This window comes from Acinetobacter sp. YH01018 (assembly GCF_013420295.1).
Classification (GTDB): domain Bacteria; phylum Pseudomonadota; class Gammaproteobacteria; order Pseudomonadales; family Moraxellaceae; genus Acinetobacter.
The window spans coordinates 1-13,267 of the sequence record NZ_VOYL01000063.1 but is presented as its reverse complement, the minus strand read 5'-3'; the positions used below and the strand labels follow the sequence as shown (position 1 = coordinate 13,267).

Annotated in this window: 12 protein-coding genes and 5 pseudogenes; 9 read left to right on the top strand and 8 right to left on the bottom strand. The window is 40.6% G+C overall.

Annotation, left to right across the window (positions count from 1 at the left end; translation table 11 throughout):
- Both FTT83_RS14400 and FTT83_RS14395 read left to right on the top strand, forming a co-directional pair.
- A pseudogene (locus FTT83_RS14400) lies at nucleotides 1-122 on the top strand (IS5/IS1182 family transposase); the annotation flags it as partial.
- A 52-nt stretch (nucleotides 123-174) separates the two neighbouring features.
- On the top strand, nucleotides 175-1,053 hold the full coding sequence (locus FTT83_RS14395; RefSeq protein ID WP_180176784.1) for an alpha/beta fold hydrolase: 879 nt from the start codon (nucleotides 175-177) through the stop codon (nucleotides 1,051-1,053).
- 1 nt (nucleotide 1,054) lies between these two features.
- Here the strand turns inward: FTT83_RS14395 and fabR are convergent, their stop codons facing one another.
- Complete coding sequence (gene fabR, locus FTT83_RS14390) at nucleotides 1,055-1,750, bottom strand: HTH-type transcriptional repressor FabR (protein WP_086195526.1); 696 nt, start codon at nucleotides 1,748-1,750, stop codon at nucleotides 1,055-1,057.
- A 139-nt stretch (nucleotides 1,751-1,889) separates the two neighbouring features.
- Between fabR and FTT83_RS14385 the strand changes: the two genes are divergently transcribed.
- Together FTT83_RS14385 and FTT83_RS14380 are read left to right on the top strand one after the other, a co-directional pair.
- A complete protein-coding gene (locus FTT83_RS14385; RefSeq protein WP_180176785.1) occupies nucleotides 1,890-2,960 on the top strand; it encodes a ferredoxin reductase in 1,071 nt (356 codons plus the stop codon).
- Nucleotides 2,961-2,974: 14 nt separating this feature from the next.
- On the top strand, nucleotides 2,975-4,069 hold the full coding sequence (locus FTT83_RS14380; protein WP_180176786.1) for an acyl-CoA desaturase: 1,095 nt from the start codon (nucleotides 2,975-2,977) through the stop codon (nucleotides 4,067-4,069).
- Between the two features lie 231 nt (nucleotides 4,070-4,300).
- Here FTT83_RS14380 and FTT83_RS14375 read toward each other — a convergent pair whose 3' ends face one another.
- On the bottom strand, nucleotides 4,301-4,954 hold the full coding sequence (locus FTT83_RS14375; protein ID WP_180041728.1) for an HAD-IB family hydrolase: 654 nt from the start codon (nucleotides 4,952-4,954) through the stop codon (nucleotides 4,301-4,303).
- The gene (locus FTT83_RS14370) at nucleotides 4,921-6,129 is read right to left on the bottom strand and encodes a DUF1615 family protein (RefSeq protein ID WP_180176787.1); all 1,209 of its coding nucleotides are present in this window, start codon (nucleotides 6,127-6,129) and stop codon (nucleotides 4,921-4,923) included. The genes FTT83_RS14375 and FTT83_RS14370 overlap by 34 nt, the downstream gene beginning before the upstream one ends.
- 82 nt (nucleotides 6,130-6,211) lie before the next feature.
- On the opposite strand from FTT83_RS14370, the gene dusB reads away from it, so the two are divergent.
- Nucleotides 6,212-7,237: a tRNA dihydrouridine synthase DusB gene (dusB, locus tag FTT83_RS14365; RefSeq protein ID WP_180041724.1), complete on the top strand. Its 1,026-nt coding sequence runs from the start codon at nucleotides 6,212-6,214 to the stop codon at nucleotides 7,235-7,237.
- Between the two features lie 283 nt (nucleotides 7,238-7,520).
- The gene (locus FTT83_RS14360; protein WP_180176788.1) at nucleotides 7,521-8,120 is read left to right on the top strand and encodes a hypothetical protein; all 600 of its coding nucleotides are present in this window, start codon (nucleotides 7,521-7,523) and stop codon (nucleotides 8,118-8,120) included.
- Nucleotides 8,121-8,184: 64 nt separating this feature from the next.
- Here FTT83_RS14360 and FTT83_RS14355 read toward each other — a convergent pair whose 3' ends face one another.
- A complete protein-coding gene (locus FTT83_RS14355) occupies nucleotides 8,185-9,228 on the bottom strand; it encodes a nitronate monooxygenase family protein (protein WP_180041721.1) in 1,044 nt (347 codons plus the stop codon).
- A gap of 220 nt (nucleotides 9,229-9,448) precedes the next feature.
- Between FTT83_RS14355 and FTT83_RS14350 the strand changes: the two are divergent.
- The 3 genes and pseudogenes from FTT83_RS14350 to FTT83_RS14340 all read left to right on the top strand — a co-directional run bounded on the left by FTT83_RS14350 (nucleotide 9,449) and on the right by FTT83_RS14340 (nucleotide 12,057).
- A pseudogene (locus FTT83_RS14350) lies at nucleotides 9,449-10,707 on the top strand (putative DNA modification/repair radical SAM protein).
- Nucleotides 10,707-11,486, top strand: a complete 780-nt coding sequence (locus tag FTT83_RS14345) for a TIGR03915 family putative DNA repair protein (protein WP_131288128.1) — start codon at nucleotides 10,707-10,709, stop codon at nucleotides 11,484-11,486. Before FTT83_RS14350 ends, FTT83_RS14345 begins: the two are co-directional and overlap by 1 nt.
- A gap of 52 nt (nucleotides 11,487-11,538) precedes the next feature.
- On the top strand, nucleotides 11,539-12,057 hold the full coding sequence (locus tag FTT83_RS14340; RefSeq protein WP_131288125.1) for a hypothetical protein: 519 nt from the start codon (nucleotides 11,539-11,541) through the stop codon (nucleotides 12,055-12,057).
- Nucleotides 12,058-12,121: 64 nt separating this feature from the next.
- On the opposite strand, the pseudogene FTT83_RS14335 reads toward FTT83_RS14340, so the two are convergent.
- The 4 genes and pseudogenes from FTT83_RS14335 to FTT83_RS14325 all read right to left on the bottom strand — a co-directional run.
- Nucleotides 12,122-12,337: pseudogene (locus FTT83_RS14335) on the bottom strand (YeeE/YedE thiosulfate transporter family protein); the annotation flags it as partial.
- A pseudogene (locus tag FTT83_RS16355) lies at nucleotides 12,331-12,486 on the bottom strand (VIT family protein); the annotation flags it as partial. The pseudogenes FTT83_RS14335 and FTT83_RS16355, both read right to left, overlap by 7 nt.
- Before the next feature lie 121 nt (nucleotides 12,487-12,607).
- A complete protein-coding gene (locus tag FTT83_RS14330) occupies nucleotides 12,608-12,952 on the bottom strand; it encodes a hypothetical protein (RefSeq protein ID WP_180176789.1) in 345 nt (114 codons plus the stop codon).
- A gap of 188 nt (nucleotides 12,953-13,140) precedes the next feature.
- Nucleotides 13,141-13,267 (bottom strand): annotated as a pseudogene (locus FTT83_RS14325) (pyridine nucleotide-disulfide oxidoreductase); the annotation flags it as partial.

The following is a 13,267-nucleotide window of genomic DNA, read 5'->3' as shown; positions in this document are numbered from 1 at the left end:
TTGCTTGGTTAGAAAAATGCAGAAGGCTCTGGAAAAACTGTGAAAAGCACCTAAATACGAGCCTTCAGTTCATTAATTTAGCCTTTTTAAGGCTACTTTTGCATAGAAAATATTCTGGATAGGTTCTTAAGCTATCGCACTACTACGGGAACAATTTTAACAAGAGCAGCTGGTATGGCAGATAAATTATTCAGAAAAAATGCGATTCATTTTACTCATGCCAATGGTATTCCTTCTGCCAGCTATCAGAAGTTTTTCCGCTCTTTTGAAGAAGAATTTGATATTAAAGCCATTCCAGTGATTGGAATGAGTCCGGAACATCCAGTCACTTATACATGGACACATCTGGTTGAACAGGTGATTGTAGATATTGAACAGCAATTTCCACATCAGCAGGTGATAGGACTGGGGCATTCATTTGGCTCTCTGGTCACATTAATGGCAGCGTATAAACGCCCTGATTTGTTTTCACAACTGGTGATCATGGATCCACCTTTTGTGATTGGGCCTAAGTCTGCCATTTTTGAAGTTATGCAAAAGCTGAAATTAAAAGCAGTCGATAAAATTACTCCTGCAGCTATGACTTTGAAGCGCAACGATCACTGGCCTGACCATGAAACGGCATATGCATCTTTGCGAAATAATCGCCTGTTCAAGAGTTTTGATACGCAGTGTTTTGATGATTATTTTGCTCATGCTATTACAGCAGATCAAAGCAGAGGAGGCGTGACCTTAACTATTCCTAAAGCCATTGAAGCAGAAATTTTCAGAACCGTTCCAGCCTGGTGGTGGCGTACACCACGTCAAGCACCGAAAATGCCTGTACATTTAATTACGGCAGAACAGAGTCACTTTTATAAACAGGGCTTGCCGCAAGGAATGAAAAAAATCTATGGAATTGAGTTTAGTGTGGTTGAAGGCGGACATATGTTTCCTTTAGAGCAACCTGAAAGCATATCCCAATCGGTGAAAAAAATTATTTCAGCACAGCAAAATATTGAATGCATAGTGAAGAATCCATATGTGTATTCTTCACGAACAATAAAATTATAAATTACCGGATTTTCGCTTCATCCAGATGGCGTGCACCTTCTAGAATCATCCGAATCATGATCATGGTTTGTTCGGCAATTTCTTTACGTTCCTTCGCAGAGATATCAATCACTGTTGCACCCATATTAAATACCAGCTGGGTAATGGCTTTTGCGGCGATATCGGGGTGAGAAAGCCTGTTGTTATTGAGGCGTTCCAGGCGAATGAGATCTTCCTGTAATTCTTGCTGGAAATAATTTAACTGGCGTTCAACCGCTAATTTATATGAAGCGGAGCCGGTATAGGCTTCACGCAGCAATAAACTTAAATTGCCTTCATCTGCATCTAACTGTTCAATAAAAACTTCGACTGAACTGCGAATAATGCTGTTTTGCTTGGAGGCCTTTAAGCGCGCTTGGTGCAAAATTTGACGCAATACAATCCCGGCACGATCAATCAGCTCAATCGCAAGTTCATCTATATCTCTGAAATGCCGATAAAAACTGTTGGGCGCAATGCCAGCTTCACGCGCAACTTCACGTAGGCTCAAGGAAGAAATGCTTTTTTGCGGTCCAATTAAGTTCAATGCAGCTTGAAACAGCTCTTCTTTGGTAATGGTTGCTTTTCGTCCTACAGTACGGACGGTCACCGGTTCATGAACAACATTCTGTTTATCAACAGGAGCATCAATATTTTTTTTGATTGAAGACGGGTTCATATTTTTCAAGGGATTAGAGATACGAAAACATTATAACGGTTGCATTGCAACTTGGGAAATGAATAGAAACAATACAAATATATATACAAGTATATATACATGTGTATAATAATTAAAAATCGATCGCGTGGTACTGACTATGCATGTTGTAGAAAAAATGAAAAAATCTCCCCTAAGTTCATTGGCTGAAAGCGTTATTGACCAGTACGCAGCTGATTTCTGGTTGCAAAAAATCAATCCCCTTTGGTCAGTCAATCAGGCCTTGGGTAAAATTGTCCAAAAAGAAAATTCTGCGCAAAATATGATGAGTTTAACCATTCAGGTGAACCGTCATTTTAAAATGGGGCAAGCAGGGCAGCACCATCCGGTTTTTGTGGAAGTCAACGGTGTTCGCTATGAACGTAGCTATAGTCTGACGCAGCTTGATACTCAACATGTCTTATTAACAGTTAAAAAAGTTGATCAGGGCAAAGTCAGTTCCTGGCTGGTTGAACATGCTCAAGTTGGTGATATTCTTGAATTTGGTCAGCCTTATGGGGACATGCTGTTACCAGAACAGGCTCAACCGATGATATTGCTTGCGGCGGGTAGTGGTATTACCCCAATGCTAAGTTTACTCAAAGTACTCTCTAAAACAGATCGCATGACTCAAGCACCGATCCAGCTGTTGTATTGGGTTAAGCAATATGCTGATGTTGCTTTTAAAGCACGTTTTGAACAATTGGCTGAACAATATCCGAATTTTTCTTTTCAGGTTTTTTATACCCAGGAAGAAGATGAGGGCAAACGTTTAAACCAAGAACACCTAGCTTTGGTGAATAATATTGAAAATAGTCTGGTGTATGCTTGCGGTCCATCCGGATTTGTTGCACAGGCGGAACAGCTGTTTGCAAATGCACAGAGTTTCAAAAGTGAAGCTTTTAGCATGACCCCGGTTGAAAATTCGGATATTGGCTTTGTGAATATTACTTTGTTGAAATCCAATAAAGTACTGGTCATCCCTAAATGCCAGTCTATTCTGAGCAGTCTGGAACAACAAAATATTAAACCTACTCATGGTTGTCGCATGGGCATTTGTCATAAATGTGTGTGTAATAAAGTTGAAGGTTCAACTAAAGATCTAGTGAATGGTAGTCAAAATTCCGAACCTGGTAATTTATTAAAAATCTGTGTCAATTCAGCACAGTCTGACCTTGTCATTGATTTATAAGTGAGATAAATATCATGAATATGCCTGTTAAAATAGAATATTTTAAAAATCCGAAAAATGGTGAGCTCACACAATCTCAATTAGATGATTTGGCTCGTGAACTGGATGCGATTAAACAAGAAATGCTTAATGATATCGGCGAAAAGGATGCGAAATATATCCGCCGAGTTTATTCAACCATCCGTTATGCTTCCATTGCCGGACGTGCCTGTTTATTTGCAGGCTGGTTCCCGCCAGCATGGGTATTAGGTACCGGTTTACTGGGCTTTGCCAAAATCATGGAAAATATGGAACTGGGGCATAATGTCATGCATGGTCAATATGACTGGATGAATGATCCTAAATTCTATGGTCCAACGTTTGAGTGGGATATTGTCGGGACAGCAGATAACTGGCGCCAAACCCATAACTATAAGCACCATACCTATACCAATATTAAAGGGATGGATGATGATATCGGTTATGGTTTACTTCGTCTGTTTCCTGAGCAGCGCTGGAAGCCGGGTTATTTATTGCAGCCAATTTATAGCATTCCATTTTGCCTGCTGTTCCAGTGGGGCGTAGCCATCCAGAATCTTGAAATTGGTAAGGTTTGGAAAGGACGTAAATCTAAGGAACAGGCCAAGAAAGAATGGCAACCCATGCAGAAAAAAATTGGCAAGCAATTGTTTAAAGATTATGTATTCTTCCCGTTGATTGCCGGTCCAGCAGCTTTACCTGTATTTACAGGTAACCTGGTGGCGAATGGTATCCGTAACATCTGGACATTCAGTATTATTTTCTGTGGTCATTTTACTAAAGATGTGGAAGTGTTCCCGAAATCGGTACTGGAAAATGAAAGTCGCGGTCATTGGTATATGCGCCAGATTCGTGGCTCATCAAACTTGACAGGTTCAGAAGCATTCCATATTTTGACAGGTCACTTAAGTCATCAAATCGAGCATCACTTATATCCGGATATTCCGGCGCGCCGTTATCGTAAAATGGCGCCTAAAGTTCAGGCAGTTTGTGAAAAATATGGTTTAAATTACAATAACGCCAGCTTGGTTAAACAGTATGGCAGTGTGCTTAAACGTATCGTTAAATATGCGTTCCCGTTTAAGAAATAATCTTGTATTCATAAAAAGCCACTTCTATTCAAGTGGCTTTTTACTGATGTATATAAGCTTTAAGTGTTTTTGTTAAGTTCATGTAATTTCCATTATTTGCCATAGTCATGACCTGACAAATTTTCTGTTGAGTCCAGCTTTTACGACTTGCCTAATAAGAAAATAAGGACAATAGAACAAATGAATTTTTGCCAAAACGGATATCTATACCTTTGAATAATTTTGCAGCTCTTAAATGGCGATTTGTTGTATCTTTTTTGGCAATGCAGGAATAGTCTCATTGATACCCACCATGTAAGCATAATGGGCCATCGCAAGCATTTCCTTATCTTCATGACTATTACCATAGGCATAAATTACAGCATAATCAGTTAAATGATATTTTTCTAAAATTCGTTGTCTTTTCTGTTCCGAACTGCAATCGGGTGTGGTGTATTGTCCCGTATAGATATTATTGACTTGTTCAGTATGAGTGCAAATTAAATCAATATTTAATAACTCACAGACAGGCTTGAGATAGACATCGACCGATGCCGAAACCAATACAACATCATCGCCTAAGGCTTGATGCTGTTTAAGCTGCTTAAGCAAAGGCTGATTTAATTGATTCATTAAATTTACTGCATATTCCTGTGCCATTTGTTGTAGTTCTAAGGCATTGGCATTGCTAAACATGGCACGAAACAATTTGGAGCGCATGGCAGGTGCAGAATAGACATTCAAATAATAAGCTTGAATCCAAGGCAGAATTTTAATACCTTGTTTGACAATATGGCGTTTGGATAAAGCATAGAAGATAAACCCCGTGAAACTGTCCTTTTTACACAGGGTTCCATCAAAATCAAAGAGCGCTAAATTTTTATTCTTTTTGCCCGTTGCATACATGATTGATATCTTCCATTTACGCGCGTTGCAAACCAGTTGGTATTATAATCACGACTCAGTTTAGGGCCAGAAATGACCACTTCAGGCATAATAGCATAAATTGGCTCTTTGCCTGTTTTCTCTTGGTAGAGCTTGGTTACCGCACGATAAGTTGCTGTATCTTCGAAATCTTTCTCTTTTTCTTTTTTTAAGTCAGAACGAATCTGTCGTGGTGTAACAAGAATATTGTTGGCTGCAAATACACTAATCAGTTCACGTTCGGACTGACTGGCTGCAGAACGGACTGAGCCATCTTTAGTGTAAAGCAACAAATCACCATCCAGGTCAAGCTCTGTTGCCGTCAAGTCATTGAGCATGCTTTGAAAAGCTGCGTTGCGACTTGAATACATGCCAGAGTTATAATCTGCAAAACGATAAATCGCTTTATCATAATCGGCAGGGTACATCATCAAACGGTGGATACCGTAATACAAGCCACCATATTGACTATATAAATCAGTACGTAATTCGGCCATATTGCCGCCTTGGCGTTTATGTTCTTTGGCATAGCCAATATGAACCTGCATGGAACCTAAAGTGGTAATCGGATTTAATTTTTCGCCCATGTCTTGACCGACCAGTTTGGCTGCACCGGTTAAGGCACTGACATGATAATGTTTTGACATATAGTCAAAAATTTCACGATAGAGTTCATCTAGTTCACGCTCGGTTTTCACGCGACGCATTTGACTTAAATAATTATTTTCAGGGGTGGGCTGATTTTTCAGAACCTGCTCAAAATAACCGGCCATGGTTCCGCCCAGAGTATCGCCCAATTTATCTTTAAATTTTTCATCCAGCCGATCTTGAACTTCTTTCACCGCTTTTTCACCTAAACCGGGAACTTGCGGGTCAGCAACGAAGTTGGATTCCTGATCCACCACAGCCACAATACTGCAAATATTTTCTTTGGTTTGAGGAATACCGAGCTGATCGGTAATGCCGTAAATGTCTTTGGCCCAAGAACTACGGTCATTAACACGTGGTGGAATAAGCCGTTTGACTTGATCTTCTTCTAGGGTTGGTTCATTGTTTTTTGACCACCACGAGTTATCCCCACATGCCACTAAGCTAAGAGACAAAGCCAGGATACTCAAAGATTTAAACCGAGATGAAGTAAAAAGAGTTTTTTTCATAATGATGAAAACATGTTCCAAAAGGATGAGCCTATACAGCATATGCAGTATACTATGCCGGTCGAAAAAGTGATGAATTTATATGTATATTGGTCCATATCAACTGTCAAATAATTTAATTGTTGCTCCCATGGCAGGTGTTACGGATCGTCCTTTCCGGACGTTGTGTAAATATTTTGGTGCAGGCCATGCCGTCAGTGAAATGATGACTTCGGACCAGACCTTACGTATGAGCAAGAAAAGTCTGTACCGTGCCAATTTTGACGGCGAACTGGCGCCTATCTCTGCGCAGATTGCCGGTTCTGAACCCGGCGAGCTGGCAGAAGCGGCACGCTATCAGGTGGCGAATGGTGCACAAATTGTCGATATCAATATGGGATGCCCGGCCAAAAAAGTCTGTAATAAATTAGCAGGTTCTGCATTATTAAAAGATGAAGATCTGGTGGCACGAATTCTAGATACGGTAGTTGCGGCAGTCGATGTGCCTGTGACTTTAAAAACCCGTTTAGGATATCTAAATGGGCATGAAAATATCCTGCGGGTTGCCAAGCGTGCTGAAGAAGCCGGGATTGCTGCATTGGCACTGCATGGCCGTACCCGTGAAGATATGTACTTGAATACAGCACGTTATTCTTTGATTAAAGAAGTCAAAGAAATGTTGAATATTCCTATTATCGCCAATGGTGATATAGACAGTCCTGAAAAAGCCAAATATGTGCTCGATTATACGGGTGCGGATGCTGTGATGATTGGACGTGCAGCACAAGGTCGTCCCTGGATTTTCCGTGAAATAGCACATTATTTAAAAACAGGTGAACAGCTGGCTGCACCCAGTATTGCTGAAGTGAAAGATGTGTTATTGGGACATTTATCTGAACTTTATGATTTCTATGGTGAATACTCAGGTTGCCGTATTTCTCGTAAACATATTGCCTGGTATACCAAAGGTTTACGTTCAAGCAATGAATTCCGCCAGAATATGTATAAGGTTGAAAGCACGGCCGAGCAGTTTAATGTCGTAGAAGATTATTTTAACCAGCTTCTTGCTCAGGGGAAAATTATGAGTGATGTGCAGGTGGAGCAGGTTAACCTGCTTGAAACCAAATAGCCTTTTATTCGTTTTCTATTCCATGTTTCAAATAGGTCACTGCTCTTTATTTTAAAAGATTCCATTCAAAAAAGAGTAGTGAATTTTCTTTATCGAGACTTTTTTTGCGTAATTTGTATAAAACAATACTAAAAGAATTACACCCTACAACATCTCATCACCCATTTAGCATATTTATAAGACATAGCTTATTCAGAAGAGCTTTATGCTGAATTCTTCTAAAGCTTAAATAAGCGGCTTCTCTAAATATTTTGTATATAGATAGGACAGAAGGAGAAAGAGAATGGTCAATATAAATCGTCTTATGATGGAAGCTGATCTTACTCATCCAAATAAACGTCCAGAAGAACCAAGAACAGATGTGAATGCTGATTCGATTACCGATAAGGAAAGTAATCAGGTACCAGATATGAATGCTGATTCGATTACCGATAAGGAAAGTAATCAGGTACCAGATATGAATGAAGCAAATGATCACCCTGTGGGTACAAGTATTGGTACAGTGGGTGGTGTAGCAGCTGGTTCTGCAGGTGCGGTAGTTGGCGGTATTGTCGGTGGTATTATTGGTGGTGTGGCGGGTAATGAAGCTGCCGATGCCATCAATCCAGTCGAAGAAGATGCCTATTGGAGAGAGCAGCACCGCGACAGTCCTTATTTCCATGAAAGCCGAAGTACCTATGATGATTTAGATTATGACAGGGATTATCGCAGTGCCTATGAGGTGGGATATAAGAATCGTCCTTTGTTCGACAGTGATACACATTTTGAACAGGTAGAAACTGAATTGCGAACCCAATGGGAAGCAATCAAAGGCCCATCCCGTTTAGATTGGGAGCAAGCAAAATATGCTGCCAAGGATGCATGGCTTCGTGCTCCATGCTAGATGAACGTTGAGCAAAAAACCTCTCAACTGAGAGGTTTTTTTACAGCATATTTATGCCAGAAGATTAGGCTTGACTGATTTCCAGAACCAGTTGATTAATTAAATCTGCAGCTTCCATCTCCCGAATTTGGGCAACATTGGTTCCCGCCCAAAATGCCCCAAAATCATGGTCACCTTGTGCAGATGCTGCGGCATGCAGTTGTTTACCCAAGTCATAGCAATAGGGGTAAGTGGCAACTGGAGGACGTTCAGGCTGATCGATTTGGGTATGCCAGTGGTTAATTAGACCGCGAGCAGGTCGTCCGGAAATGCTGGCAGTCATTTGGGTAATTGGTTTGCTAAACAGGGCTTGTCGATAGGCCGTGTTGGCATTGGAACTTTTGCACTGTACGAAAGCGGTGCCCAATTGAACAGCTTCGGCACCTAACTGGATTAAGAGCTGAGCCTGGGTGCCATTCATGATCCCGCCCGCAGCCACAACAGGCTTGCTACAGTACTGTTTTAACAATTGTACCAGATCAGAAGTCTTGACTGCGCTGTCAAATGTTTCATTAAAAATGCCACGGTGCCCACCGGCTTCAATGCCTTGCGCAATAATGATATCAATCCCAGCCGCTTCAATCTGCAGTGCTTCAGCCAGATTGGTCGCTGAAACCATCGTCAGGATACCGGCCTGTTTTAAGGCCTGAATTTGATGAGGATGTGGAATGCCGAAGTGAAAGCTTACTGCCTGAGGTCGAGTTTCTAAAACCAGGTTTAAATAGTCATCGTTATCGAGAAAGCTGGGATAGATACATTTTAATTCTGTCGGCGGAGTTGCATGATACTTCTGAAATTGAGGGGATAAATATTTAATCCACTGATCTGCTACATTTTTGTCGAGCGTGGCGCTTTGATGACAGAAGAAATTGACCTGAAATGGTTTATGAGTAAGTGCTTGCGTTTCTAAAATTTGTTGACGCGCTGCTGCAACTGTACTAGCACCCAAACCCAATGAACCCAAACCGCCTTGATTGGAAACCTCAGCTGCCAGTTGAGGAGTAGAAACACCTGCCATCGGTGCTAGGAAAATAGGATGTTTAATTTCAAGTTGTTCTAATAAAGTCATATTTGGCTCCTATGCATCTCATCACTTTGCCCAAGCCCTATAAATTAAGCAAATAATATTCGTTATTTTTTTATGAAATAAAAAGTTTTTTACACCTAAAAATAAATGAAAATGAAATGATCAATAAGGCGTCAAACCATGTCGCATAAAAGACCGCTGCCCATGTGGTTTGAGTTGAAAATTTTATAATACAGATTCATCTTTTTAGCGCTGTTTATCCATGTCTGATCGTATCCGTGAAAAACTGCAAATTTTAGCCGATGCTGCCAAATATGATGTCTCCTGTTCCTCAAGTGGCAGTAACCGAAAAAACAAAGACAAAGGGCTAGGGAATACCGGCTCCGGTATTTGTCATAGCTATACCGAAGATGGTCGCTGTGTATCTTTGCTTAAAATTCTGTTTTCCAATGTGTGTATTTATGATTGTGCTTACTGCGTGTCACGTCGCTCCAATGATGTAAAACGGGCAGCTTTTACCGTTCAGGAAGTAGTAGATTTAACCATGAACTTCTATCGCCGGAATTATATTGAAGGTTTGTTTTTAAGTTTAGGGATTTTTAAATCGGCAGATTACACCATGGAGCGGATGCTGCAAGTGGTGAAAAATTACGTCTGGAAGAAAATTTTAACGGTTATATTCATTTAAAAACCATTCCTGGAGCATCGCAGGAAATCATTACTGAAGCGGGGCTGTATGTTGACCGGATGAGTATTAATTTAGAAATGCCGACTGAGGCAGGCTTGCAGAAATTCGCCCCCGAGAAAACCCATGCCGAAGTTCAAAAAGACTTGGGTATTGTGCGTGACCGTTTAATCCAGTTTAAAGATGAACGTAAGCTGATTCGCTCAGTTCCTAAATTTGTTCCGGCAGGGCAAACCACGCAAATGGTGGTGGGAGCATATAGCGAAAGTGATCAGGATATTATTTTGATGGCAGACCGGCATTACAAAGAGTTTAAACTGAAACGGGTGTATTACTCGGGTTATATTCCAATTAATGAACAGGAAAAAGCCTTGCCTGCGATTGGTTCAGCACCCCCCTTATTAAGAGAAAATAGGCTTTATCAAAGTGACTGGTTGATGCGTTTTTATGGTTTTGAGGCGACAGAACTGGTCGATGAAAAACACCCGAATTTGGAGCTGGATGTTGATCCCAAGCTGGGATGGGCATTAAGGCATCCTGAACAATTTCCAGTGGATCTGAACCGGGCGGATTACCGCATGATTTTACGTGTTCCGGGTATTGGTGTGCGCTCAGCGAAAAAAATTGTCCAGGCGCGTTGCTTTGGCAAAATTTATATCGATCAACTGAAGCGTATGGGCGTTGCATATAACCGTGCGCAGCATTTTATCCGCTGTGCCGATACGCCAAAATTTATTAAGGAGCAGTTGCCAGGCCAGATTCGAAGTCAGATTTTTCAGTCGGGACAGTCCAAATATGTGCAGCAGTTATCGCCACAATTGGGTTTTGGTTTTTAATGGCAACTTACTGTTTTGATAGCAGCATGACTGGTCTGTTGAGCTGCGTGTTTCGTGCCTTTCAATTTAAAGAGTTTCGGGTGCAGGTGACGAGCAATCCACATGCGCAAAAGGGTTTGTTTGATGATTTTATACAGGTCGCATCGAATGAAGAGCATGCACAGCGGGTCTGGCGGGGATTGAAGAAAAAAACATCGGGCCAGAGTCAGCGTAATTTTTACTATACTTTTCTATCTGAAAATCAAACTGCTTATCAACATCTGTTTAACTATTGCCTCTATGTTTTTCAAACTCGCTACAAGGTCGATGAAAACTATGGGCATGCTGATGTGCTGGCTTTATCGCAATGGGCAAAGCAGGTTGGTCGTGAAAAGCATCGTATGGAAGCCTTTGTACGCTTCAAGAAATGTCAGGACGGTCTGTTTTTAAGTCTGGTTCGGCCTGATTTTAATGTATTGCCGCTGATTGAACGGCATTTTAGGGCACGTTATCAAGATCAACGCTGGCTGATTTATGACGAAAAGCGTAAATATGGCATTTATTATGATTTGCAACAGCTGCATCAAATTGAAATGGATGCTCATCAGGTCGATGCCACATTCGCGAGTGGTTATAGTCAGGCGTTTACTGTAGAACTGGATGAACAGGAATTACTGTATGACCAGCTGTGGAAAGATTATTTCCGCAGTGTCAATATTCAGGTTCGGCAAAATATGAAACTGCATATTCAGTATGTGCCGAAGCGTTACTGGCGTTATATGAATGAAAAATCAATATAGCTGCATATTTCAGGCATACTATTGCAAGATTTAGTGATGAGGACAATTTATAATGAAGCCGTTCGTTTTGGCGACTTTAATTTTAAGCGTAGTACTTTCAGCATGTTCATCTTCCGAACAGCAAAAAATCCAGATTGATCCTCAAAAATATAAGGTGCAGGATGCAGCCAGATTGCAGCAGCGCTTTGAAAGCTTAAATCAACAATTATCTAAAGATTATCAGGCTTTTAAAAAAAGCAACAATATTGCCTTTTCAGACCAGTCGCTACTTGATGTGAATCAATTACAGACTTTAAATCTGCATGCCGTGAGCAGCACTTCCTTAAAACCGGTCAAACAGGCATATTGTCAAATGATGAATGGCTATTTTGCCGAAATGTATCAGTTGGGTCATCAAAATCTGAATATCATTGGACAGGTGAAATTCCCCCATGCGCAGGGTGAAAACTTAAGCAAAAAATTTGCGGATGCAGACCAGTTTTATGATTTTATTTTAAACCATTATACCTCATACCGTCAGGCTCAAGAGATTATGGGTTTTGGCTGTAATTTAAAAGCGGCGCTGCATTAATTAAAAATAGGATAAACAAAAAAGCCCATTCAGTGATGGGCTTTTTATAGGCTGAAATTCGGATTTAACAACCAGTTAATTTTCCAGGTTGTGGTCGTTTGTCCGGGAAGAAAACTGGACGAAGTTTGATGCCAATACTGTTACCCAGTAAGGCAAAGATCAACCATAACCAGCCATGCAAACTCCTTGAAGCAATCCTGCTGAAGTAAGCACCAGATATACAGTCATATGTGAGACGAACACCGTATCCGAGCAGTAATTCTCCAACTAGCGCAGCAATAAAGTATGTAGATATACACTACTGATAGCCATACCCATAATTAAGCTGGTCACGGAAATAATTCCGTCATTTGCTCCTAATACTACAGTACGTAATAATCTACCTGTTCTTTGAACATAATATTTTTCATGAAGATATGAATATGGTATGTGAACATGCTTTGAATCATTATTTCTTGCAACTATCATCGAAGTAATGTGCATAAAAAAGTCAGATTTTTCAATAAAAAAGCTCCTTTTTAAAGGAGCTTTTTTATTTCAACCATTCACATTATTGTTGAGCTTTTTCTCGAACATTCGAAGCACCTTCTTCCACAGCACCGGCAGTTTTTGCAGTAGCTTCTTTCGCTGCATTTTTAATATCTTTTGCTGCGGCTTCAGTTTTAGCAGCAGCTTCATCACTTGCTGCTTCAATTTTAGAGCTGGCTTCATCAGCAGCAGCTTGAGTTTTCGCTTCAGCTTCCTTTGTGGCATCAGAAATATCATGACCTGCTTGATTGGCTGCATTTTCAAGATGTTCGCCAGTAGTTGCACCTGTTTCTGGTGCTTCTTGTTTATTACAACCCACCAGGGCAACGCTAGCAGCAAGACCTAAAGCAATAAGCAATTTATTCATTTTCATTTCCTTCTAATTGTGGCACCCACCTAAATAGGGGTATTTTGAATATAGCTAAAAAAATGCACAAATTATGAGCTAAAATTGTTAATTAAATGTAATTATTTTTTATGAAAAAATGAGGGAAAAAAAAGGCTTATACCACATTGTGATATAAGCCAGATCAAACTATTTATGCTGAATATAGATTACTGTCCCGAACGGATAATGTAATCAAAGGCAGATAGAGATGCCTTGGCACCTTCACCGGTGGCAATAATAATCTGCTTGTACGGCACTGTGGTACAGTCACCAGCAGCAAACACACCCTTCACG

Coding starts and splice junctions, on each gene's coding strand:
- FTT83_RS14345 (WP_131288128.1), top strand. CDS start 10,707: ATGGCAACTTACTGTTTTGATAGCAGCATGACTGGTCTGTTGAGCTGC.
- FTT83_RS14395 (WP_180176784.1), top strand. CDS start 175: ATGGCAGATAAATTATTCAGAAAAAATGCGATTCATTTTACTCATGCC.
- FTT83_RS14385 (WP_180176785.1), top strand. CDS start 1,890: ATGCATGTTGTAGAAAAAATGAAAAAATCTCCCCTAAGTTCATTGGCT.
- FTT83_RS14370 (WP_180176787.1), bottom strand. CDS start 6,129: ATGAAAAAAACTCTTTTTACTTCATCTCGGTTTAAATCTTTGAGTATC.
- FTT83_RS14355 (WP_180041721.1), bottom strand. CDS start 9,228: ATGACTTTATTAGAACAACTTGAAATTAAACATCCTATTTTCCTAGCA.
- FTT83_RS14340 (WP_131288125.1), top strand. CDS start 11,539: ATGAAGCCGTTCGTTTTGGCGACTTTAATTTTAAGCGTAGTACTTTCA.
- dusB (WP_180041724.1), top strand. CDS start 6,212: ATGTATATTGGTCCATATCAACTGTCAAATAATTTAATTGTTGCTCCC.
- FTT83_RS14360 (WP_180176788.1), top strand. CDS start 7,521: ATGGTCAATATAAATCGTCTTATGATGGAAGCTGATCTTACTCATCCA.
- FTT83_RS14380 (WP_180176786.1), top strand. CDS start 2,975: ATGAATATGCCTGTTAAAATAGAATATTTTAAAAATCCGAAAAATGGT.
- fabR (WP_086195526.1), bottom strand. CDS start 1,750: ATGAACCCGTCTTCAATCAAAAAAAATATTGATGCTCCTGTTGATAAA.
- FTT83_RS14330 (WP_180176789.1), bottom strand. CDS start 12,952: ATGAATAAATTGCTTATTGCTTTAGGTCTTGCTGCTAGCGTTGCCCTG.
- FTT83_RS14375 (WP_180041728.1), bottom strand. CDS start 4,954: ATGTATGCAACGGGCAAAAAGAATAAAAATTTAGCGCTCTTTGATTTT.